The organism is Pseudomonas sp. D1-36, from assembly GCF_051132205.1.
GTDB lineage: Bacteria > Pseudomonadota > Gammaproteobacteria > Pseudomonadales > Pseudomonadaceae > Aquipseudomonas.
The window spans coordinates 1018551-1039341 of record NZ_CP071674.1 but is presented as its reverse complement, the minus strand read 5'-3'; the positions used below and the strand labels follow the sequence as shown (position 1 = coordinate 1039341).

Annotated in this window: 20 protein-coding genes; 11 read left to right on the top strand and 9 right to left on the bottom strand. The window is 59.8% G+C overall.

Annotated features, from left to right (window positions below):
* Positions 1-130: 130 nt before the first annotated feature.
* The 3 genes from J3P76_RS04625 to J3P76_RS04615 all read right to left on the bottom strand — a co-directional run bounded on the left by J3P76_RS04625 (position 131) and on the right by J3P76_RS04615 (position 6012).
* Positions 131-2683, bottom strand: coding sequence for a LuxR C-terminal-related transcriptional regulator (locus J3P76_RS04625; protein ID WP_434701591.1), 2553 nt, complete (start codon positions 2681-2683; stop codon positions 131-133).
* Between the two features lie 145 nt (positions 2684-2828).
* Positions 2829-4196: a DUF1329 domain-containing protein gene (locus J3P76_RS04620; RefSeq protein WP_434607721.1), complete on the bottom strand. Its 1368-nt coding sequence runs from the start codon at positions 4194-4196 to the stop codon at positions 2829-2831.
* A 22-nt stretch (positions 4197-4218) separates the two neighbouring features.
* Positions 4219-6012 carry a DUF1302 domain-containing protein gene (locus J3P76_RS04615; protein ID WP_420765482.1) on the bottom strand — a complete coding sequence of 598 codons (1794 nt, stop codon included), beginning with the start codon at positions 6010-6012 and terminating at the stop codon, positions 4219-4221.
* A 742-nt stretch (positions 6013-6754) separates the two neighbouring features.
* On the opposite strand from J3P76_RS04615, the gene J3P76_RS04610 reads away from it, so the two are divergent.
* Positions 6755-7519 carry an N-acetylmuramoyl-L-alanine amidase gene (locus J3P76_RS04610; protein WP_434560595.1) on the top strand — a complete coding sequence of 255 codons (765 nt, stop codon included), beginning with the start codon at positions 6755-6757 and terminating at the stop codon, positions 7517-7519.
* Positions 7520-7561: 42 nt separating this feature from the next.
* Here J3P76_RS04610 and J3P76_RS04605 read toward each other — a convergent pair whose 3' ends face one another.
* The 4 genes from J3P76_RS04605 to J3P76_RS04590 form a co-directional block, all read right to left on the bottom strand.
* Complete coding sequence (locus J3P76_RS04605) at positions 7562-8473, bottom strand: SDR family oxidoreductase (RefSeq protein ID WP_420765484.1); 912 nt, start codon at positions 8471-8473, stop codon at positions 7562-7564.
* Positions 8474-8620: 147 nt separating this feature from the next.
* On the bottom strand, positions 8621-9523 hold the full coding sequence (locus J3P76_RS04600; protein ID WP_434607723.1) for an alpha/beta fold hydrolase: 903 nt from the start codon (positions 9521-9523) through the stop codon (positions 8621-8623).
* A complete protein-coding gene (locus J3P76_RS04595; protein ID WP_434701590.1) occupies positions 9523-10305 on the bottom strand; it encodes a class II aldolase/adducin family protein in 783 nt (260 codons plus the stop codon). The genes J3P76_RS04600 and J3P76_RS04595 overlap by 1 nt, the downstream gene beginning before the upstream one ends.
* A 132-nt stretch (positions 10306-10437) precedes the next feature.
* Entirely contained in the window at positions 10438-10896 is a 459-nt protein-coding gene (locus J3P76_RS04590; RefSeq protein ID WP_420765487.1) for a flavodoxin, read from the bottom strand.
* 154 nt (positions 10897-11050) lie between these two features.
* Between J3P76_RS04590 and J3P76_RS04585 the strand changes: the two genes are divergently transcribed.
* Complete coding sequence (locus J3P76_RS04585; protein ID WP_434560601.1) at positions 11051-11524, top strand: PAS domain-containing protein; 474 nt, start codon at positions 11051-11053, stop codon at positions 11522-11524.
* 49 nt (positions 11525-11573) lie between these two features.
* Positions 11574-12179 (top strand): hypothetical protein, encoded by a 606-nt coding sequence (locus tag J3P76_RS04580; protein ID WP_420765489.1) that lies wholly within the window; start codon positions 11574-11576, stop codon positions 12177-12179.
* Positions 12180-12186: 7 nt separating this feature from the next.
* On the opposite strand, the gene J3P76_RS04575 is transcribed toward J3P76_RS04580, so the two are convergent.
* Positions 12187-13146, bottom strand: coding sequence for a MerR family transcriptional regulator (locus J3P76_RS04575; protein WP_434560603.1), 960 nt, complete (start codon positions 13144-13146; stop codon positions 12187-12189).
* A gap of 345 nt (positions 13147-13491) precedes the next feature.
* Between J3P76_RS04575 and folM the strand changes: the two genes are divergently transcribed.
* From folM to J3P76_RS04545, 6 genes are all read left to right on the top strand, one after another.
* Positions 13492-14196, top strand: coding sequence for a dihydromonapterin reductase (gene folM / locus J3P76_RS04570; RefSeq protein ID WP_434701589.1), 705 nt, complete (start codon positions 13492-13494; stop codon positions 14194-14196).
* Between the two features lie 21 nt (positions 14197-14217).
* Positions 14218-14775, top strand: a complete 558-nt coding sequence (gene folE / locus J3P76_RS04565; RefSeq protein ID WP_434560605.1) for a GTP cyclohydrolase I FolE — start codon at positions 14218-14220, stop codon at positions 14773-14775.
* A complete protein-coding gene (folX, locus tag J3P76_RS04560) occupies positions 14776-15156 on the top strand; it encodes a dihydroneopterin triphosphate 2'-epimerase (RefSeq protein ID WP_420765493.1) in 381 nt (126 codons plus the stop codon). It begins immediately after the preceding gene.
* A 97-nt stretch (positions 15157-15253) separates the two neighbouring features.
* The gene (locus J3P76_RS04555) at positions 15254-15550 is read left to right on the top strand and encodes a DUF1244 domain-containing protein (protein WP_420765494.1); all 297 of its coding nucleotides are present in this window, start codon (positions 15254-15256) and stop codon (positions 15548-15550) included.
* Complete coding sequence (locus J3P76_RS04550; RefSeq protein ID WP_420765495.1) at positions 15543-15881, top strand: HopJ type III effector protein; 339 nt, start codon at positions 15543-15545, stop codon at positions 15879-15881. Before J3P76_RS04555 ends, J3P76_RS04550 begins: the two co-directional genes overlap by 8 nt.
* Positions 15882-16061: 180 nt before the next feature.
* Positions 16062-17312 carry a 2-aminoadipate transaminase gene (locus J3P76_RS04545; protein ID WP_434701588.1) on the top strand — a complete coding sequence of 417 codons (1251 nt, stop codon included), beginning with the start codon at positions 16062-16064 and terminating at the stop codon, positions 17310-17312.
* Between the two features lie 193 nt (positions 17313-17505).
* Here the strand turns inward: J3P76_RS04545 and trxB are convergent, their stop codons facing one another.
* Positions 17506-18468 (bottom strand): thioredoxin-disulfide reductase, encoded by a 963-nt coding sequence (gene trxB, locus J3P76_RS04540; RefSeq protein ID WP_420765497.1) that lies wholly within the window; start codon positions 18466-18468, stop codon positions 17506-17508.
* A gap of 313 nt (positions 18469-18781) precedes the next feature.
* Between trxB and cysZ the strand changes: the two genes are divergently transcribed.
* Together cysZ and J3P76_RS04530 are read left to right on the top strand one after the other, a co-directional pair.
* Positions 18782-19537, top strand: coding sequence for a sulfate transporter CysZ (cysZ, locus tag J3P76_RS04535; protein ID WP_434607736.1), 756 nt, complete (start codon positions 18782-18784; stop codon positions 19535-19537).
* 40 nt (positions 19538-19577) lie between these two features.
* Positions 19578-20777, top strand: a complete 1200-nt coding sequence (locus J3P76_RS04530; RefSeq protein WP_434701587.1) for a glycosyltransferase family 4 protein — start codon at positions 19578-19580, stop codon at positions 20775-20777.
* Positions 20778-20791 lie beyond the last annotated feature (14 nt).

Genomic DNA, 20791 nt, shown 5'->3' with positions numbered 1-20791 from the left:
TTGAATTGACGACACTCGTTACGGTGCCGGGGCAGCTGAACTTCAGTCGAACCAACTTCAGCCCGGAACTTATACACCAACACGCTTCGACCTTTCCCCGATGATATGTAAGCGGGCGTAAGTTGTTTATTTAACTCATCATGCCCAAGACCTTGGCTTTGGCGACAGCTTGTGTACGTCGTTGCACGCCCAACTTGCTGTGGATGCGACGCGAATGGGTTTTTACTGTGTGCAATGAGATGAACAGTTGTTCGGCGATCTGTTGGTTAGAATAACCCTGTGCAATCAACTCGAGCACTTCCAACTCACGGTGGCTGAGCACGGTTTCCTCGGGCACCGTGGGTGGCGGTTCGAGTTGTTCACCGGATTGGGCGGCGCGCACCAGATCCGGTTGACGCAGGCACAGCTCGCGCAAGGCTTGTTGCGCCCGCCAGCAGGCAACCCGCTCAAGCCCTTCTTGCATGAGAGCACGCGCCTGGGAGTGATCGGCCGACAGCCAGACGACTTCCGCCAATACCAGTACCAGTTCGGTCTCCAACCCATGCATTTCGCAACGTTGCGCCTGGGCGATCATTTCCCGGAGCCGAGCCTGCGGATCCTGCGCCCGGTGCAGATAGACTTCGGTCAGCACCAGCAAGTATTCGAGGCGCGGAATCAACTCCAGGGTCGCTGGCGGCGCGTGCTTGGCCTGCGGTCCGCGAAAATGCCGCAACACTCGGGTCAAGACTTCATGGGCCAGTTCCGGGCGCCCCTGCTGCAGCCAGAATTGACAGCTGACTTGCAGCAGTACACCACGGTATACCGTCTCGGGGATGTGCCGCTGTTGCATGATCCGTTCGGCGTCGCGAAGCTGCATGAAGGCTTCGCCATAGTTGCCCTGGTTGGCGGCCAGGCTTGCCTTGCCGAGAAAGCCATAGAGCACTTGCTTGTCCTGGCTGCGCAAGCCGGCTTCGAGCCCTGCCTGAAAATGCTCGCCAGCCTGCTCCTCAAGCCCCATGCGCAACGCCAGGCGTCCCCGCCGCAAGGCGATACGTCCCAGCAACGCAGAGAAATCCTGCCCTGGTTTATCGAGCAACGCCTGAACAGCGCCCAACAAGTGGTCGGCCCGGTGAGGCGCGCCGCGCTGCTCCAGGATTTGCGCGTGGTCCAACTCCAATAGCCCTTCGAACACCAGCGAGCCCCCGGCGCGCGCGACACATAGCGCCTGGCGATTGATCGCCTGCGCCAGCGCCAATTCACCTTGAAGCAGCGCCTGTTGTGTCTGGCCAATCAGGCACAGCACCTTGAGGGCCCAAGCCTCCGGGTCCAGGCCGGCCTGGGCCTGGAAAAAATGTTCGCGCGCCTGTTCGCCGTCTCCGCGCAAGTGCAACAACCAACCACGCAAGACCTGCCAGCGGGCAATCAGCTCTCGCTGCTGACAAGCCAGCGGTTGGGGCAGGAACCTGGTCAGCTGTTCGATACAGCCTTCAGCCTGGTCGAAGCGTCCGGCGAAGAGCAAGGCGGTCGTGATCACCCCGACCGATTGCGCGGTTCCGAGCGACAGCGCTTCGCCCTGCTGATCATGCAGGGCTAGCAGCAATTGGGCATTGCTGCCTTGCAGGACATGTTCGAAATGCAAGTGTTGCAGGAGACTGACGGCGGTCTCGAATTCCCCGGCTTGCATGGCCTGTTCGAATGCCATCGGCCAGTCCTGCTCGGCCGCAAACCACTGGCAGGCTCGTCGATGCCAGGAGCGGCCTTGTGGCCAGGGCTCCTCACGCACCAATCGCGCCAGGGGCGGGAAAATCCGCAGCCAATCCGATGACTGCTCCCAGGGTCCGATAAAGCATCCCAGGTCCAGCAGCAACGGAAGGCATTCGGCGCCCACCGTATCGCCGAAAAGATGGGCGCAAAGCTGCCCGTTGAAGCGCGGCAGGTGCGCCAGCACGCGCCAGGCCTGGGCCAACTCCGGGGTCAACGTACCGAACAGTTCGTATTCAAGGTAATCCAGCAAAGTGCCGGGCCGCCCCGGCGTTGCGTGCCGGCGTGCCCATTCACAGCGTTCGAGCAAAGTGATGCGCACGCCGGCACACCAGCCGCCGCTACGCTGTATCACTTCCCGGGCCGTGCGCGCTGCCAGCGGGCCGGGCAGATGCGCCAGCAGTTGCTGGATATCGTCGCAAGAAAACGCGAGGGCCGGGGCGTCGACTTCATACAATTCGTCATCGAGCAACAAGCGTGGCCAGTTGCAATGGGGACGACGGCGTCCATTCAACCACAGGTGCAATGCCGGGCTGCTGGTGCTCAACAAACGGTCAAGCAACAGGTCCAGCTCAGGATTGGGCGTGCGGCAATAATCGTCCAGGAACAGCCACGTCGGGATTTGCAAACGCGCCAGATGAGCCAACAGGCTTGTCTCATCCGTCACCGGCAGCCCGAGGGCTTGCGCCAGGCATTCGCACAGTTGCGCGGCGTCCATCACCGCGCCCGCCAAGGGTAGCCAATGCAAGCGGCACCCCGCGGGCGCTTGCAGGAAACACTCGGCGAACAATGCGCTCTTGCCACTTCCCGCCGGTGCGCAAAGCAGTTTTACCCGCGCCTCGGAAGCCAACAGGGGCTCGCTCAACGACCTGCGCGGCACGTGTGTCGAAGACAGGCGAGGCAGCAGCCCTGGACGGTCCGGACACGGGGTCATGGCGGTCATTGCGAGGTCCCTTTTATTGTTGTTCCTTCACCCTAGACCGGTGTCGACCACCTTAGGAGAAGTATTCAGCGCGCTGATTGGCGGCCATAAAAAAAAGACCGGCAACTCGGTTGCCGGTCTTCCTTTCGCTGTCCCGCCAGTAGGCTTACCGGACCCCACTCGAACGCAACGCCGCCGGGGTATAGTCAGCCGCCCGAGCCTCGAACCCATATACGTAGGCGTGTTTCTCTTCGTTCTTCATGCCCAGCGCGATGTAGCGGCCGGCGATGATGTCGTAGAGCGCCTCGAGGGTGTAGCCCGGGTTCTGATGGTCGTAGTAGAACTGGGCATGCCCCTCTGCCACGCGCCACAACTGGCCGCGACCGTCGTAATGGTCCACCAGCGCCGCTTGCCAGCTGTCCTCGTCGATGTACATGTGACGCTTGGCGTAGATATGCCGCTCGCTGGGCTTGACCGTCCCGACCACTTCCCACACCCGGTGCAATTCGTAGCGGGTCAGGTCCTGGTTGATGTGGCCGGCCTTGATCACGTCATCGTATTTGAGGCTTGGCGAATCGAGCTTGTAGCTGTTGTACGGGATGTACATTTCCTTCTTGCCGATCAGCTTCCAGTCGTAGCGGTCCGGCGCGCCGGAGAACAGGTCGAAGTTGTCGGAGGTACGCAAGCCGTCGGCGGCCGTCCCCGGGCCGTCATAGGCCACCTGCGGGGCACGTCGCACCCGGCGCTGGCCGGCGTTGTAGATCCACGCCAGGCGCGGTTCCTTCACCTGGTCGAGCGTCTCGTGTACCAGCAGCACGTTACCGGCCAGGCGCGCCGGCGCCGTGACCTCCTGCTTGAAGTAGGTCAACACGTTGCTGGCTTTTTCCGGGTCGGCGTCCTTGATCAGGAACGGCACGGCGATCTCTTCTTCGAAGCGGATCGGCGTGAAGCTGCCATTGGTCTGTGGCGTGGCCTGGGTGATGACGCGCCGCAGGTTACCGCCGTGGTACCGGGTGATGTGGTTCCACAGCACTTCCACGCCGTTTTTCGGGATCGGAAACGCGTAATACCGGTTGCCGGTGAAGTTGGCCAGGCCGTTGCCGTCGTTGATGGCGTTCACATTGAGCGCGCTGCGCTTGGCCGCCTCATAGATCTCCGGCGGCAGGCCGACACTGCGATGTGTCGGGTAGACCGGGATCTTGTAGGTTTCCGGGTAGCGCTTGAACATCGCGACCTGGCCGTCGGACAGCTTGTCCTTGTATTTGTCCACGGTCGCGGCGGTGATGGTGAACAGTGGTTTTTCATTGCCGAACGGATCGGCCAGGAAGCCTTTGCTGTCCACGGCGCCAGCGTTTTTCGGAATGCCGCCGGTCCAGGCCGGGATCGAGCCGTCAGCGTTGCCGGCCTTTTCCGCGCCCAGAGGCGTAAGGCTGGTGCCCAGCTTGTTCGCTTCCTCCGGCGAGACCGCCGCCATCACGTTCACGGCCAGCAGGCTCAGGGCCAGGGCACCGCATTGCAGGATCGTCTTGCGCATTGGGTTTTCCTTGTCAGCCAGATCAGAAGTTCACGCCGAAGCTCAGCGCGAGGAAGTCGCGGTCTTCGAGAACGTTGTAATCGCCGCCGAAGAAGTCGGTGTAACTCAGACTGGCGGTGTAGGTATTGCGGTAATCGGCATCGACGCCGACGCTGACGGCCTTGGCGCCTTCGTTGAACAGGCCGTTGGGCCCATAGCCGGCCACATCGTGGGACCAGGACACGTTGGGCTTGAAGTTGACCCCGCCGATGACGTTGGAGTAGTCGAGAATCGCCCGAGCGCGGTAGCCCCATGACGTCGACGTGACGAATCCATCGGTGTCACCGTTGAAGCCGTACTGGCCATAGACCGAGTCGCGGCCGTAACGCAGCTCGTCTTTCGACTCGAGACCACCGACATGCACGACCGCCGCCTCGCCTACCACGGTCAGGCGATCGGCGCCCAATACCTGGTCGAAGAAGTGGGTCAGGGTGCTCTGGAGCTGGGTGACTTCCTTGCGGCGGTAGCCGGTGTTGTCGGCGCCCGGCGAGGTGGCGATGGGGGACGCGGCGCCACCGGCGATCGGGTTCACCAAGGCGAGCGTCAGGTCATTGGTGTTGACCTGCACCGGTGCATTGGGGCGATAGCTGATCTCGCCGGTCCACGCAGTGCCTGTCGGCAGCGTGGTGGAGAAGCTCGCGCCGTACAGGCGGATGTCTTCAGGGTATTCAAGATAATACCCACCGCGACCCAGCATTACGCTTTGTGCCAGTCCCGCGCCGCTGCCCGGAGCAATCCCCTCGGCTATCGCAATCATGCCGGGCAGCGCGGACAACGTGGACAGTCCGGCCGTAGTGGTGCCCACGGTAGGCGTACGACTGTGGTAATTCATGAAATACAGGCCGTACTCGGTGTCATCGCCGAGCCAGCGCAACGCCGTCCCCCACTGGCCGGAATCCCGCGCATCGCGGTCACCGCCGCGGGGAATCACAACCCCTTCGCTGGTCACCTGGATGCCCTGGCCAAATGCCTCGGTCAGCGGTACGAACGGCGCAATCGCCGGGCTGCCTACGGTGTAACCAGTGGTGCATCCATCCGCCACCACATCGTTGCCGAAGAACGTACCGCAGTTATCGACGACCGTCTGGTCCCACTCTATCTGGTAGAAACCTTCGACAGTGAGCTTGTCCGTCAAGCCCTGGGAAGCAAACAGCATGTTCACCGGGATCAAGCCTTCCTTGATCTCCGCGCCCGGACGACGGAACGCAGACACGTCCACCGGGTTGATGCTGTTGATGGAGTTACCGATGAAGGTACTTTCACCCCAACTGACCACCTGCCTGCCGGCGCGCACGGTGCCGGGCAAATCGGCGATGGAATAGTTGTGATAGACAAAGGCATCGAGAATCTGCGCGCCCGATGACTTGGCGCCTTCTTTGCGATTGCTGTCGCTGATGTCCTTGAACTCCCGGTTTTCGTCCTTGAGTTCGAAGTCGTACCAGTACTTGCCGCGCACGAACACACCGGTGTCGCCGTACTTGAGTTCCAGGTCGTGCAAGCCCTTGAAGATTTTCGAGAAGGTCTCGCCTTTCTTGAAGTTAAGTCGCCCATCGTCACCGGTGGAGGATTGCCCCCTCCCCCCGTTGACCGTACCGACCAGATCCTTGTCGGCATCGCGCATGCCCCAGCTCGCGCCGACGGACAGAGAGGAGTCGAACTGCCCCTCGATCTCGCCAATGTTGAAAGAAACGGCCTGCGCCTGGGCACAGCAACCCAAGGCCACCGCGACGGCCAGCGCCTGCGGCTTGAAGATGGCGCGCATTGTTATTGTTGTCATGCGTCTTCCCCGGTGAGTGACAGAGCCTTCACCCTACTGCCGCCGGCATTGGGCGATAAGCGCACCAAGGGGGTATTCGCGCTGTACCCCAAAAGGATTACTGCCCGTGCGGGAACGGCTTATGCGGCAAGCATGAACGGACTGGATGATGGGTCATCAATGCCGCGCATGACCAACATGGTGCTCGCAACTGTTGCGCGCACTGCAACAGTGCATGTCCGTAACCGGACTGTTTCCTACAGCCTGCGCCTACTATGCTGGCCGGGCTTGCAGGACAACGGGCCCGCAAGCACAAGTCGCCTGGCGTCCCCCGCGCCTGACGCACCGTCATTCGGATGGATTGCGCATCAATCCATCGTCCCCGTGTACAACTGACGTTGATTTGTAGCTCCTTTCCAACGTCATGCTTAGGCCGCTGCTTTTGCAGCGGCCTTTTTTATTTGTAGGTTATTTTTCTCGATAAAAACTTCTCGATTCCTACAACACTTAGGTAATCCCTCAGCTGCCGAGTTTATTTAATTAGCCATTATCAACTTTCGCGACGGGACGCTAGGAATAGCTATTTCGGCCATTCAAACTCTTCCTATCTATCTAACCCTCACTGCCATTAAAAAATCCTCAACCACCTAGCGCCAGTTCCTACAACAAACCGAGAACCCAACTACGCGCACATAAAAATTTCACTGTTACGCTGAAGTCAATCGCGGCACTTCGCTTCGATTTTCATCAGTGGATTATTGATATGCAGATAAACAATACAAGTTATCGCTCAAGAAAAGGTTTTAATAGCCGCATTCGTTTTCTGGTCTTCCATTACACAGCCGGCAACTTCGCCTCTTCCATCACCGCACTGACCGGTCCTTCGGTCAGTGCTCATTACCTTATCCCCGACTTTGCCGACCCCACTTACTTGAAGGCTGGCTTCAAAGAGCCACAGATCTTCAACCTTGTAGACGAAAACCAGCGGGCCTGGCATGCCGGTGTGAGCAGTTGGGGCAACCGCAGCAATTTGAATGACACTTCGATTGGCGTTGAAATTGTCAACCTGGCCACCGACAACCAAGGCCAATTTACCTTTCCGCCCTATAAGGCCCAGCAAATCGAGGCCATCGAGTATTTGGCATCCGACATTCTCAAGCGATATCCGGACATCAGCCCGGTCAACGTGGTGGCGCATTCGGACATCGCTGCGGGGCGAAAAAGCGACCCGGGCCCGATGTTTCCTTGGCGCGCGCTGTATCTCAAGGGAATTGGGGCTTGGTTTGACGATTGCACCCAGAAAACTTACATGCAGGCATACCAAACCCAGGGAATCCCGCTTCGCGAACAATTGCTGGGATTATTCAGGAGGTATGGCTATGACACGTCGGCGGCCACCACAACCGTAGGCTTTCAACGACTCGTACGCGCCTTCCAACTGCACTTCCGCCCGGCCAAGTATGACGGTGTGATGGACATCGAGACCGCCGCGAATCTGGCTGCCCTGGTGAAGAAATACTTCCCCTGAATCGGTCACCGCTGCTGACGGCAACCGGTCCGGGCGATGGGTTTAAACGGCGTAACGCTGCAGGTTAGCCATCATCTCTTTCAAGGCTTCGAGGTTGTCATTCGGGTGAACAGCATCCTGGAAGTCACAGATCTGCTGCCAGTGGGCGGCGACGTCTTGCGGCGAGAAACCTTCGCGCGGGTCGAACCCCGCGCCGAGGCTGCGCTCCCAGCGCACCTTGCCCATCCAGCCGCCGCCCACTTCGAACAATCCGGAGGTTTCCTGGCAGGCTTCACTGGCCAGGTACACCACCAGTGGGCTGACCAGTTCAGGCTTGAGTTGCTCGAACACTTGAGGCGGGATCAGGCCTTCGGTCATGCGGGTGCCGCCGGTGGGAGCGATGGCATTGACCAGGATGTTGTTCTTGCGACCTTCGATGGCCAGGGTGCGAGTCAGGCCATAGAGACCAAGCTTGGCCATGCCGTAATTGGACTGGCCAAAGTTGCCGTAGATGCCAGACGTGGAAGCCGTGAAGATTACCCGGCCATAATTCTGCTCGCGCAAATGCGGCCAGGCCGCACGAGTAACTTTGTAAGCGCCTTCGACATGAACGCGATACACCAGGTCCCAATCGGCATCGTCCATTTTGTGAAAAGTCTTGTCTCGCAGGATACCGGCGTTGTTGACGACAACATCAACCCTGCCGAACACGTCGAGGGCATTCTGTACTAGCTTGTCGCCATCGGTAACCGAATCGTGATTGGCTTCGGCAACGCCGCCGGCTTCGCGAATTTCACTGACCACCCGATCCGCCGCCGAAGCGTTGGCTCCCTCCCCCTGCGCCGAACCGCCAAGATCGTTGACCAGCACTTTTGCGCCATGCCTGGCGAACAACAGCGCATGGGCGCGACCCAGGCCGCCACCGGCTCCGGTGACGATCACGACTTTATCTTCGAAGCGCACAGAATCATTCATGGGCAGAACTCCAACAGGCCGATAGGACATTGCCACGAGTCTCCTGTACAAGCCGACCAGTCACAATCAACAAGGGAGAAAGTGAATAGCAGCCGATAAGGTGCAGGGATGATGCCCCGGTTGCGCTACGTCGCCCTGAGGCAAGCGTCAGGAACACGCCAGTTGCCGGGAAGGCGCAGCGATGGCTTCACGAAACGCGAGGTAATGCTTGAGCACCTGTACAGGCGCCTCGGTGTGGGGGTAGTGACCAATATCGGGCAACAACACTGTGTCGGGGTTGGGAACCAGGGCTTGGTAGCGCGCCACCATATGCGCGCCGGAAATGGGATCGAACGCCCCATCGATCACCCGCATGGGCACCTCGCCGCGCTGCATCGCCTTGACCCAGCGATCACGCTGCACGCGCCGCTCCGGGATATAGGCAATGAGTTTGTGCATGATCCGTGGCCCGCGATGGGTTTCGACCAGGCTCCAGTAATCATCCAGTTCACTCTCGGTGGGAGCAGTCCAAGGGCCGAAGATCCGTCGGAAACTCTTGACCAGGCCATCCCTGGAAAACGCCCGGCCGATCAGCCAACCCAGAGGGCTGAGCAACAGTTTTTGCATCAGCACCGGACGATGGGTTTCCGGGAATAAACCGCCATTGAGAAAGGTGCAACTGGCGACATTGGCGCGTGCCTCGCCATGCCGGGCGATGAGCTCCTGCGCCACACTGTCGCCGTAGTCATGGGCCAGTATATGGATCGCTTGCGTCACATTCAGGTGGGCCAGCAGTGCCTGTTGCAGATCGGCCTGTTCGAGCAGGCTGTAGACATGGTCCACTGGCTTGGCGGAGTCACCAAAACCGAGCATGTCGCAGGCAATCACCCGATAACGTTGTGCCAGCGGCTGCCAAAGGTAGTGCCAATCCCAGCTTGCGGTAGGGAACCCGTGGATTAGCAGCAATGGCTCGCCGTGCCCCGCAGTCCAGTAACGGATAGCGTGGCCACGAAACATGAACGTCTGGCCGCGCTGGCGCCAGATACGCAAGGGGATCTGGACCATGGGCATCAGCTCTTATAACTCGGATCTTGCAGGTCGAGTTTGCGCAGGAGCGCCGGCCAGGCCAACGCGCCTCCCATGCCCTGGGCGCTCTTGGTCACGCCGGCCACCATCGCACGGGCACCGGCCAGCACCTGCGGCTCGATGGCAATCAGCTCGGCGCCGCCGGTCTGGGCAAGGACCTGGATTTCGCAGGCTCGCTGGAAAATGAACATCATCAGGAACGTATCGGCAATCGTCCCGCCGCAGGTCAGCAGGCCATGGTTGTGCAACATCAGGAAATTGTTCTCACCGAGGTCAGCTTGCAGGCGGACTTTTTCCTCAGGATTCAAAGCCACCCCTTCATAAGGGTGGTACGCCAGGCTCGACAATACGAACAACGACTGCTGGCTGATCGGGAGCACTCCTTGCTTCTGCGCCGACACCGCGACGCCGGCGGCGGTGTGGGTGTGCAGCACACACGCCACGTCGTGCCGCACCTCGTGAATCGCGCTGTGGATGGTATAGCCCGCGGGGTTGATCTCGTAGGGGCTGTCCATTAGCTTGTTGCCAGCCTGATCGATCTTGACCAGGTTCGAGGCGGTGATTTCCTGGAACATCAAGCCGTACGGATTGATCAGAAACTCTTCCGTGCCAGGCACCTTCGCAGAGACATGGGTGAAGATCAGGTCGTCCCAGCCATGCAGCGCGATCAGCCGATAACAGGCCGCAAGATCGACTCGGGTTTGCCATTCGGCTGCACTGACCTGATCCTTGATGCTGGCTGCCAATTGAAGGGACGCTACGCTCACGGCTATGACCTCTCTCTGGCTTCTTGTTATAAGAAAACGTCCACTTCTTCGTGAACAAAAAAACCAGTCTAGTCAGCTCCAGCGAGGGCGGTAGTTGCATTGGCAGCCAGCTTACTGGCCGAGCGGGTCACATCAGGCCGGCTTCAATTTGCCGATCAACTCCTTCAGCCAGGGTTCGGCATCCGACTCAGGCGTAACGCTTTCACTGGCATCCAAGCGCAACATAGGCAGTACTTGCTGCACGCCCAGCTCGGCGAACAATTCACACATCTGCTCGCCGCCGCCGCAGAACGTGTCGCCATAACTGGCATCACCCAGGCCGATGACAGCGCCAGGCAAGCCGCGGAACGATGCGGGCAACTGGTCGCGAATCATTGAGTACAGCGGCATCAGGTTGTCCGGCAGCTCACCCATGCCCGTTGTCGACGTTACGGCCAGCAACGCTTGTGGTCCGAAGGACAGAATATCCGCCAAGGTTGCCCGCGGATTAAGGAAGGTTTCGAAATCGGCATCACGCAACATTGTTTCGGCGTGGCGGGCAACTTCTTCGGCCGTGCCGTATACGGAGCCGGAAAGAATCGCGACTTTCATCAATCTGATCCTGAAGCTGAATAGAAGACCGGAATAGTAACAGGCTGCGGGTGAAAGCTGCGATTGACTCTCAACACCAGATAATGGCAAATAGACATCGCTGGACGTTCTTTTTTATAAAGCGTTTATTCGGCTGCTCAACAGGGAAGGTTTCATGATCAACGCTCATCTGATGCAATTGGTGATCAACGCTTCGAACGACGGGATCGTCATCGCCGAGAAGGAAGGCGAAGACAACATACTGATCTACGTGAACCCTGCATTCGAGCGGCTGACTGGCTATAGCAGTGACGAAATCCTCTACCAGGACTGCCGTTTTTTGCAGTCGGGTGATCGCGACCAGCCTTCCCTCGAGTTCATTCGCACAACGTTGAAGCAAGGCGGCTCCTGCCGGCAGATCCTGCGCAACTACCGTAAGGACGGCACACCGTTCTGGAACGAGTTGTCGCTGTCCACGGTGAAAAACGAGGCTGACGGCCACACCTATTTCGTCGGTGTGCAAAAAGACGTAACGGCCCAAGTGAAGGCTCAACAGCGCATTACCCAATTGGAAGCGGAGTTGGCTGAAGCCCGGGAAACCGTCGCGCGCCTCCATGCGACGAATGGCGAAAACAAAACCGCGAATTAGCGGTCAGTCACTACAATCACCGGTGAAAGTAATTTTTTTCGAGCACCTTATGCAGCGCGACGCCCTTCTCACCCAGGATGAGCTGGATTTCATCCGGACCATGCAGCACAACCCGCAGTTGAACGAGCGGGATGTCACGTCGAGCTTGCTGGTAAACGGTGGGTCGCAGATCCGTGATCTGCTGACACGCCTGGCGGCGAATGAACAGGTCACGCTGCAGGCCAATTTCGAAAATCAACAGATGACCTTTCCGTTACAACTCGTCGAAGATGAATTCCACGCGATGCACCTTCGCCTGGGTGTGCCGAGCATCTATGAAGAGGGGCCGAAGGTGCGCCCGTGGCGCCTGACGCTTGATGAGCCAGTCGCCCTGGAGAACGCCAAGGGCCAGCCAGGGCCCTTATGGGTGCACGAGGTCTCTTGCAAAGGCGTATTGCTGGAAATACGCAATCGCACCAAGCCGCCCAAGCAATTCGCCCTGTGGTTCAGCCCGTCTGGCTATGAAAGGATTTCTCTTCGCGGGACTTTCGAACGGGAAACAGAGCAAGGCATGTATGCCTATCACCTGGCCCAGCATGACCAGGACGAAACCGAGCGCCTGCGCCAATACATCCTGCAACAGCACCGCCTGACCCATCCGGCGATGCACTTCTAAACGCGGTTCACGTATCCAGGTTACCCGCCAGGAACTGATGCAAGCGCTGCCCCATCACCGAACCCTCATTTCCCAGACAAGCGATCGGCGATCCCGCCAGGCTTTCCTGTGCCAGATCGGAGGCTTCGCCGGCCAGCAACAGGGGACAATCCAGGCCCATCGCCAATTTGGTCAGCCGCCTGGGCAATTCGGCGGCCGGTGCATGATTGGAGACCAGCACCAACGCCAACGGCCGGATCTTCTGGCAAACCAGCGTCAGTTCATCAAAGGGCTGCCCGACGGGCATGACCCGCACGCCCACCTCTGCCTTGGAAACGAACAGCGCTGTTACCAGCAACTCCAACTCCCGGCATTGACCAGCAACGGCACTGACCAGCACTCGCCGCGAGGTTGCCTCACGCTTGAGCAAGAGACGGTGCATGACCCGCGAACGCAAGAAACCGTCGAAGAACAGCCATTCGCTGGTATGCCCGAACTCATGCTGGCGATGCAGCAGGTCTCGCCAGAGCGGCATCAGAATGTCCTGGAATACCACGGGCTCGGCGTAACTCGAGAAAATCTTTCCGTAGACACGATCCAGTTCGATGTCGTCAAAATTGCCGACCGCATCCGACACCTGCTGCTGCCAATCGCTGTAATCGGCACGAACCAGATCGGGTGAAATAAACTTGGAGACTGGCCGTACCGATTCGGTTTTCGCAAGGATCTTACCCACCTTGCTCACGGCGACCCCGCGCTCGATCCAGGCGAGAATGCTCCGCACCTTTTCGATATCGATCAAAGAATACAAGCGATGCCCGCTTTCGGTGCGTGTGGGCTGGATCAGGCCGTAGCGACGCTCCCATGCACGCAAGGTCACCGGGTTGACCCCCGTCAACCGGGCGACTTCCCGAATCGGAAGCAAATCCTCGCGGGTCGAAGCGACAGATGCCTGAGAAGGGTGGTTTTCCTCGACTATCGCGCTCATTTGCCTGGATTTCCCAGCTGGAAAATTGGATCCCAGTTTACCCCTTTCCTGCCATGGGCTGACAAGGACAAACACGTCCTCCCTGCGGATTCGTTGTTTATTGCTCGAAAGGAACAACGCTCGCGCACCCTGCTACCAGGCGCAGCCCAACGCCCACGGGGCGTTTTTCCCATAGCCCTCGTTACAAAGCGAAACAAAATGTCTGGGTCCCCGGTCAAGGGAACCGGTCTCGAAATCGTTAACCCCTGACAGCGCCCCAGCGCTGGACTCGTCTTTACGCATAGGAGGCGCCGGCCGTCGCTGTTATAGTTTTTGCTTGTGCCGCGAACCGAGCCGAACCGTCCCATGTCCACCGCCCCGATCCTGATCACCGGCGCAGCCCAACGCGTCGGCCTGCACTGCGCCCGACGTTTATTGGAGGACGGGCAGCCGGTCATAGCCACTTACCGCACCGAACGCCCGGGCGTGCAGACGCTGCGGGACCTGGGGGCCACGGTGCTGTTTGCCGATCTTGCCAGCGAACCGGGAATCCTGGCCTTCATCGATCTGCTCAAGCAGCACACCGACCAGTTGCGAGCCATCGTGCACAACGCCTCGGCCTGGCTGGCAGAGACGCCGGATAGCGAAGCCACCGCGTTCAACGCCATGTTTGGCGTCCATATGCTCGCGCCTTACTTGATCAACCTGCATTGCGCCGAGCTTCTGCGCCGTTCGGTCCCAGCGGATATCGTGCACATCAGCGATGACGTGACACGCAAAGGCAGCAGCAAGCACATCGCCTATTGCGCCACCAAGGCCGGCCTCGAAAGTCTGACACTGTCATTTGCGGCGAAGTATGCACCGGCCATCAAAGTCAACGGTATCGCCCCGGCCCTGCTACTGTTCAATCCCGGCGACGACCCAACCTATCGTGCCAAGGCCCTGGCCAAGTCCGCGCTGGGTATCGAGCCCGGCAGCGAAGTCATGTACCAGAGTTTGCGTTATCTGCTGGATAACTCATATGTCACCGGCACGACCCTGACGGTAAATGGCGGGCGGCACTTCAAATAGTCACGGTTCGAGGAAGTATCCATGGCGCTTTCGCCCCAGCATTACCGTGAGATCCTGATCGGCCTGGGCGAAGACCCGGAGCGCGAAGGCCTGCTGGATACTCCGGTGCGCGCGGCCAAGGCCATGCAGTACCTGTGTCATGGCTACGAGCAAAGCGTCGAGCAGATCGTCAACGGCGCTCTGTTTGCTTCCGACAGCGATGAAATGGTGATCGTTGCCGACATCGAGCTTTATTCACTGTGCGAACATCACCTGCTGCCCTTCATCGGCAAGGCCCATGTGGCTTATATTCCAACGGGCAAGGTCCTGGGGCTGTCGAAGGTCGCCCGGCTGGTGGACATGTTCGCCCGCCGCCTGCAAATCCAGGAGAATCTCACCCGGCAAATTGCCGACGCCGTGCAGGAGGTCACCCAGGCTGCCGGCGTTGCGGTGGTGATCGAAGCCCAACACATGTGCATGATGATGCGCGGTGTGGAAAAACAGAACTCGACCATGAACACCTCGGTGATGCTCGGTGCCTTTCGCGAATCCAGCACCACGCGTCAGGAGTTTCTGCAATTGATTCGACGGAGCCAATAAATGCCTCAACTTCAACCCGCCATGGCGCGTATCAAGGTCAAGGACCTGCGCCTGCGTACGTTCATCGGCATCAATGAGGATGAAATCCTCAACAAGCAGGATGTGCTGATCAACCTGACCATCCTCTACGCGGCTCAAGAGGCCGTGCGCGACAACGACATCGACCACGCCCTGAACTACCGCACCATTACCAAGGCAGTCATTGCCCATGTGGAAGGCAATCGCTTCGCCCTGCTCGAACGCCTCACCCAGGAGTTGCTGGACCTGGTCATGGCGAACGAGTCGGTGCTGTACGCCGAGGTCGAAGTCGACAAGCCACACGCGTTGCGCTTCGCCGAGTCCGTATCGATCACGCTCGCAGCAAGCAGGGCTACTCCGTAGCCGCCAACAGTCTCAAGCTGTAACCTTCAAGCCTGAACGCCGCAAACCAACTAGCAGCTTGAAGCTCGCCGCTTGAAGCTGTCTCGCAGAGACCCTCATGAACGACCAACAACGCCTCGAACTTGAAGCCGCCGCTTTCCGCCGGCTGGTTGCCCACCTCGACAGCCGCAAGGATGTGCAGAACATCGACCTGATGAACCTCGCCGGTTTCTGCCGCAACTGCCTGTCCAAGTGGTACAAGGCCGCCGCCGATGAGCGCCAGGTCGAGGTCAGCCTCGATGATGCGCGCGAAGTTGTCTACGGCATGCCCTATGCCGAATGGAAAGCCCAATACCAGAAAGAAGCCAATGCCGAGCAGCAAGCGGCGTTTGCCAAAGGAAACCCCGATGCTTGACCTGAACACTTTCCGCGCCAGCCTCGAGAGCGGTGAGCATGTCTTTGCCGACACCCTGGCGTTCATTGCCGAAGGCTACGACTACCAGCCCCAGGCCTTCGACAACGGTGGCGTGAAGAACGCGGCCGGGCAGAACGAAGGCTCCTGCAAGACGTTGGGCCTGGCACTGCTTGAAGGCTTGAGCGACAAAGAGGCGCTCCTGGCATTCGGCGAGCACTACCGTTCGGTACTGAACACGCCCGAAGGCAGCGACCACGGCAATATCCGCGCGCTGATAGCCCACGGGTTGGCGGGGGTGAAGTTCGAAGCCCAGCCATTGCAACGCCGCTGATTCACCCGCTGTCGTAGCGAGGGAGCTTGTTCCCTCGCTACGGGGAATACGTCTCAAGTTAAGTGGCACCTCACCACATCCCGACTTTTATGATTGACCCGGCGACTTTATTTCGTTTGCCGGGCACTGCTTCTCGCGGCTTAGATAAGGCAAATCCTTTCTTCTTCCGAGCCGTCATCCATGAGCCGCGACAGCATCAGCCAATCGATTTCCTTCGTTCACCCCGTCAGTCTCAGCCACGGGAAAAATGCCGAGGTCTGGGATTGCGACGCCAAGCGCTATATTGATTTCGTGGGTGGCATTGGCGTGTTGAATCTGGGCCATTGTCATCCTCGCATCGTCGAGGCGATCCGCGAGCAAGCCACCCGCCTGACGCACTACGCCTTCAATGCCGCGCCCCACGCGCCTTACCTCCAATTGATGGAGCGCCTGGCCGCATTCATCCCGGTCGGTTATCCGGTGAGCGGCATGCTGACCAACAGCGGCGCCGAAGCGGCTGAAAATGCCTTGAAGATCGTGCGCGGCGCCACGGGACGCACTGCCGTGATTGCTTTCGACGGCGGCTTCCATGGGCGAACCCTCGCCACCCTCAATCTCAACGGCAAGGTCGCGCCGTACAAACAGAAAGTCGGCGTACTGCCCGGACCGGTCTATCACCTGCCCTACCCCAGCCACGACAATGGCGTGACGTGCGCCGAAGCGCTGAAAGCCATGGACAGGCTGTTCAGCGTCGAGATCGATGTAAACGACGTGGCCTGTTTCATCGTCGAGCCGGTGCAGGGCGAAGCCGGTTTCCTGGCGATGGACGTGGCGTTCGCCCAGGCGTTGCGGCAGTTCTGCGACGACAAGGGCATCGTGCTGATCGTCGATGAGATCCAGTCCGGTTTCGGCCGCACCGGCCAGCGCTTCGCGTTCTCGCGACTGGGGATCGACCCGGACCTGATCCTGCTGGGCAAAAGCATCGCTGGCGGTGTCCCTCTGGGGGCGGTGGTAGGGCGCAAGTCGCTGATGGATAACCTGCCAAAGGGTGGGCTCGGTGGGACCTATTCTGGCAACCCCATCGCCTGCGCCGCCGCGCTGGCAACGCTGGATGAAATGACTGACGCCAATCTCCACGCGTGGGGCGCACAACAGGAAGAAGCGATCGTCAGCCGCTACGAGTCGTGGCGCCGCCGTGGGCTGTCGCCGTACCTGGGCCGCCTGACCGGCGTCGGCGCCATGCGCGGGATCGAACTGGCCCACGCCGATGGCACCCCGGCCCCGGCACAACTGACACAACTGCTGGCCCTGGCACGTGAGTCGGGCCTGCTGCTGATGCCCAGTGGTAAATCGCGGCACATCATCCGGCTGCTGGCGCCGTTGACGACCGAAGCGGCGGTGCTGGAAGAGGGCTTGGACATCCTGGAGGCGTGCCTGGGGGAACTGGCCTGATCAAGGTTTTCCTGACCACACATAACCTTGTGGGAGCGAGCCTGCTCGCGATCGCGGTATATCAGCCAACACCGACATTGACTGGTTGACGCCATCGCGAGCAAGCTCGCTCCCACAGAAACCGCCTATGAAGTTGCGTTAAATACCAAGCACAAAAAACCGGCCGAAGCCGGTTTTTTTAATGCCCGATGAATCAGAACGAAACGTTCTGCAGGCCGTCCAGGTAACGTTCGGTGTCCAGGGCCGCCATGCAACCAGCGCCAGCCGAGGTGATGGCCTGGCGGTAGACGTGGTCGGCCACGTCGCCGGCGGCGAAGATACCTTCGACGCTGGTGGCGGTAGCGTTGCCGTCGCGGCCACCCTTGACGACCAGGTAGCCGTCCTTGAGCTCCAGCTGGCCTTCGAACAACGAAGTATTCGGCGTGTGGCCGATGGCGATGAATACGCCGTCAACCTTGATTTCTTCGAAGCTGCCATCGTTGTTCTTCAAGCGCGCGCCGGTCACGCCCATGTTGTCACCCAACACTTCGTCCAGGGTCGCGTTGAGCTTGAGGATGATCTTGCCTTCGGCGACGCGGGCGTTGAGCTTGTCGATCAAAATCTTCTCGGCGCGGAATGTTTCGCGACGGTGAACCAGGGTGACCGTGCTGGCGATGTTGGCCAGGTACAGCGCTTCCTCGACCGCGGTGTTGCCGCCGCCGACCACCGCCACGGGTTTGTTGCGGTAGAAGAAACCGTCGCAGGTAGCGCAGGCCGAAACGCCTTTGCCCATGAACGTTTCTTCCGACGGCAGGCCCAGGTATCGAGCGCTGGCGCCGGTGGCGATGATCAGGGCGTCGCAAGTGTAGGTCGCGCTGTCGCCGGTCAAGGTGTATGGCTTGGCGGCGAAATCCACGGCATTGATGTGGTCGAAGACGATCTCGGTCTCGAAGCGCTCGGCGTGTTCTTTCATGCGCTCCATCAAGGCCGGGCCGGTCAGGCCGTGGACGTCGCCTGGCCAGTTGTCGACTTCGGTGGTGGTGGTCAATTGACCGCCGGCTTGCATGCCGGTGATCAACAACGGCTTGAGGTTGGCACGTGCCGCATAAACCGCGGCGCTGTAACCGGCAGGGCCGGAACCGAGAATAATCACACGCGAATGACGGACTTCAGACATGACCTGCTCCTGTTGACCGGACCCTGCGGCCCGGAACGCCGGCTGAGCGGCGGGAATAAAAAAAGACTGTTGATGCACTTGGGGAAGGCTTGGGTTCGACAGTCCTGTAAAAAAGAATGGGTGCAGCGTATCGAGGGACCGAAGATTAAGGAAATACGGTTTAACAATCCAGCTCATAGGTGAGCTCTATCCGCCGCGACGTTGCCGATAGCGACAAACCTGCGCTAAACCTTTGTTACACGCCGTGTCGCGACTTTCCCGCACAAGGCAAAGTCGGTAAGGTCGGGCGCGTCCACTACCCTTGGAGCCACCTATGCCCGCCCCCGTCCTGTCCGGCCCGCAATATTTGCGCGAAGGGCTCAAATTGGTCCTGAGCCCCAGCCTGCGCCTCTTTGTTCTGCTGCCGCTGGCTGTCAACCTGGTGTTGTTCGTCGGGCTGATCTACCTCGCCGGCCACCAGTTCAGCTTGTGGGTCGACACGCTGATGCCGTCGCTGCCGGATTGGCTGAGTTTCCTGAGCTATGTCCTGTGGCCTCTGTTCGTCGTCCTTGTGGTGCTGATGGTATTTTTCACTTTCACGATGCTTGCCAACATCATCGCGGCGCCTTTCAACGGTTTTCTCGCCGAGAAGGTCGAAGTGGTAGTACGCGGCACGGATGATTTCCCAGCGTTCAGTTGGGGCGAGTTGGTCGCCATGGTCCCGCGCACCCTGGCTCGAGAGGCGCGCAAGCTCGGTTATTTTCTGCCCCGGGCCCTGGGGCTGTTCGTGCTTTCGTTCATCCCGGTGGTCAATCTGGTGGCCGCGCCACTGTGGTTGCTGTTCGGGATCTGGATGATGGCGATCCAGTACATCGACTACCCGGCGGACAACCACAAGCTGGGCTGGAACGAAATGCTCGCCTGGCTGCGGGAAAAGCGCTGGCAGAGCCTGGGTTTTGGCGGCAGCGTGTACCTGGTGCTGCTGATTCCCTTCGTGAACATTCTGATGATGCCGGCGGCGGTGGCCGGGGCGACGTTGTTCTGGGTGCGGGAGCAAGGCGCCGAGACGGCGCTGGCGCGACAGGGCTGACCCGGTCACAAATCCGTCATCCTGACGTCACACTGGCGAAATGGCCCCGGTCGACACTGGGGCCATGACCACACTCCTGCACGTTACGCTCGTCACCGAAACCTTTGCGCCGGAAATCAATGGCGTAGCCAATACCCTGGGTCGTCTTCATGACGGTTTGCGCGCCCGCGGGCATCGGGTAGAACTGATTCGCCCTCGCCAGGCGGGAGACCAGGGTCTGACCAGTGATGACCAATTGCTGCTGTGCCGGGGCTGGCCATTGCCGGGGTATCCGGGTTTGCAGTGGGGACAGGCTTCGATACACAAGCTGTTGCGGCGCTGGAAGCGTCATCGCCCGGACGTGTTGTATATCGCCACCGAAGGGCCGCTGGGCTTGTCTGCGTTGCGTGCCGCGCGGCGCCTGGGTATTTCGGTGGTCAGTGGCTTCCATACCAACTTCCAGCAATACACCCAGCAATACGGCCTCGGCCTGCTGAGCCGTGGGCTCACGCATTACTTGCGCTGGTTCCATAACCGCTCAAGCCTGACGCTGGTGCCCAGCGTCAGCCAGCGCCTGGAACTGGAACGCCGGCATTTCGAACGCGTGGCATTGTTGTCCCGTGGCGTGGATAGCCATTTATTTCATCCGGCCAAACGCTCAGCCGCCTTGCGCAAGAGCTGGGGCCTGGATGATGACGCTATCGCGGTGCTTCATGTGGGACGCCTGGCGCCGGAGAAAAACCTGGCGCTGCTCAAACGCAGTTTCGACACCCTGCGCAGTGCTTTTGCGACACGGCAAATCAAACTGGTGATCGTTGGAGACGGCCCACAGCGGCTCGCTCTCGAGCAACAACTGCCCGAGGCGATATTCTGCGGGGCGCAACGAGGCGAAGCGCTGGCCGCCCATTACGCGTCCGGGGATGTGTTTGTCTTTCCGAGCCTGACCGAAACCTTCGGCAACGTTGTGCTGGAAGCACTGGCATCCGGGCTGGGCGTGGTGTCCTACGACCAGGCCGCGGCGGCGCAGCACATCCGTCATGGCTATAACGGCGTATTGGCGATGCCTGGGGATGAAGAGGCATTTTGCGACGCGGCCCGTTGGCTGTTGGAAGAGCCAGAGGCCTTGCGTTGCGTGAGGCTCAACGCGCGCCAGCATGCCAGCCGCCAGGGCTGGGGGGCGGTGATCGAGCAGTTCGAGGCGTTATTGCGAAGCGCTTGTGTCGGCGAGCAGGTGCTGCCTGCTGCGCCGACTGTGCGTTAATTATCCGATGATGC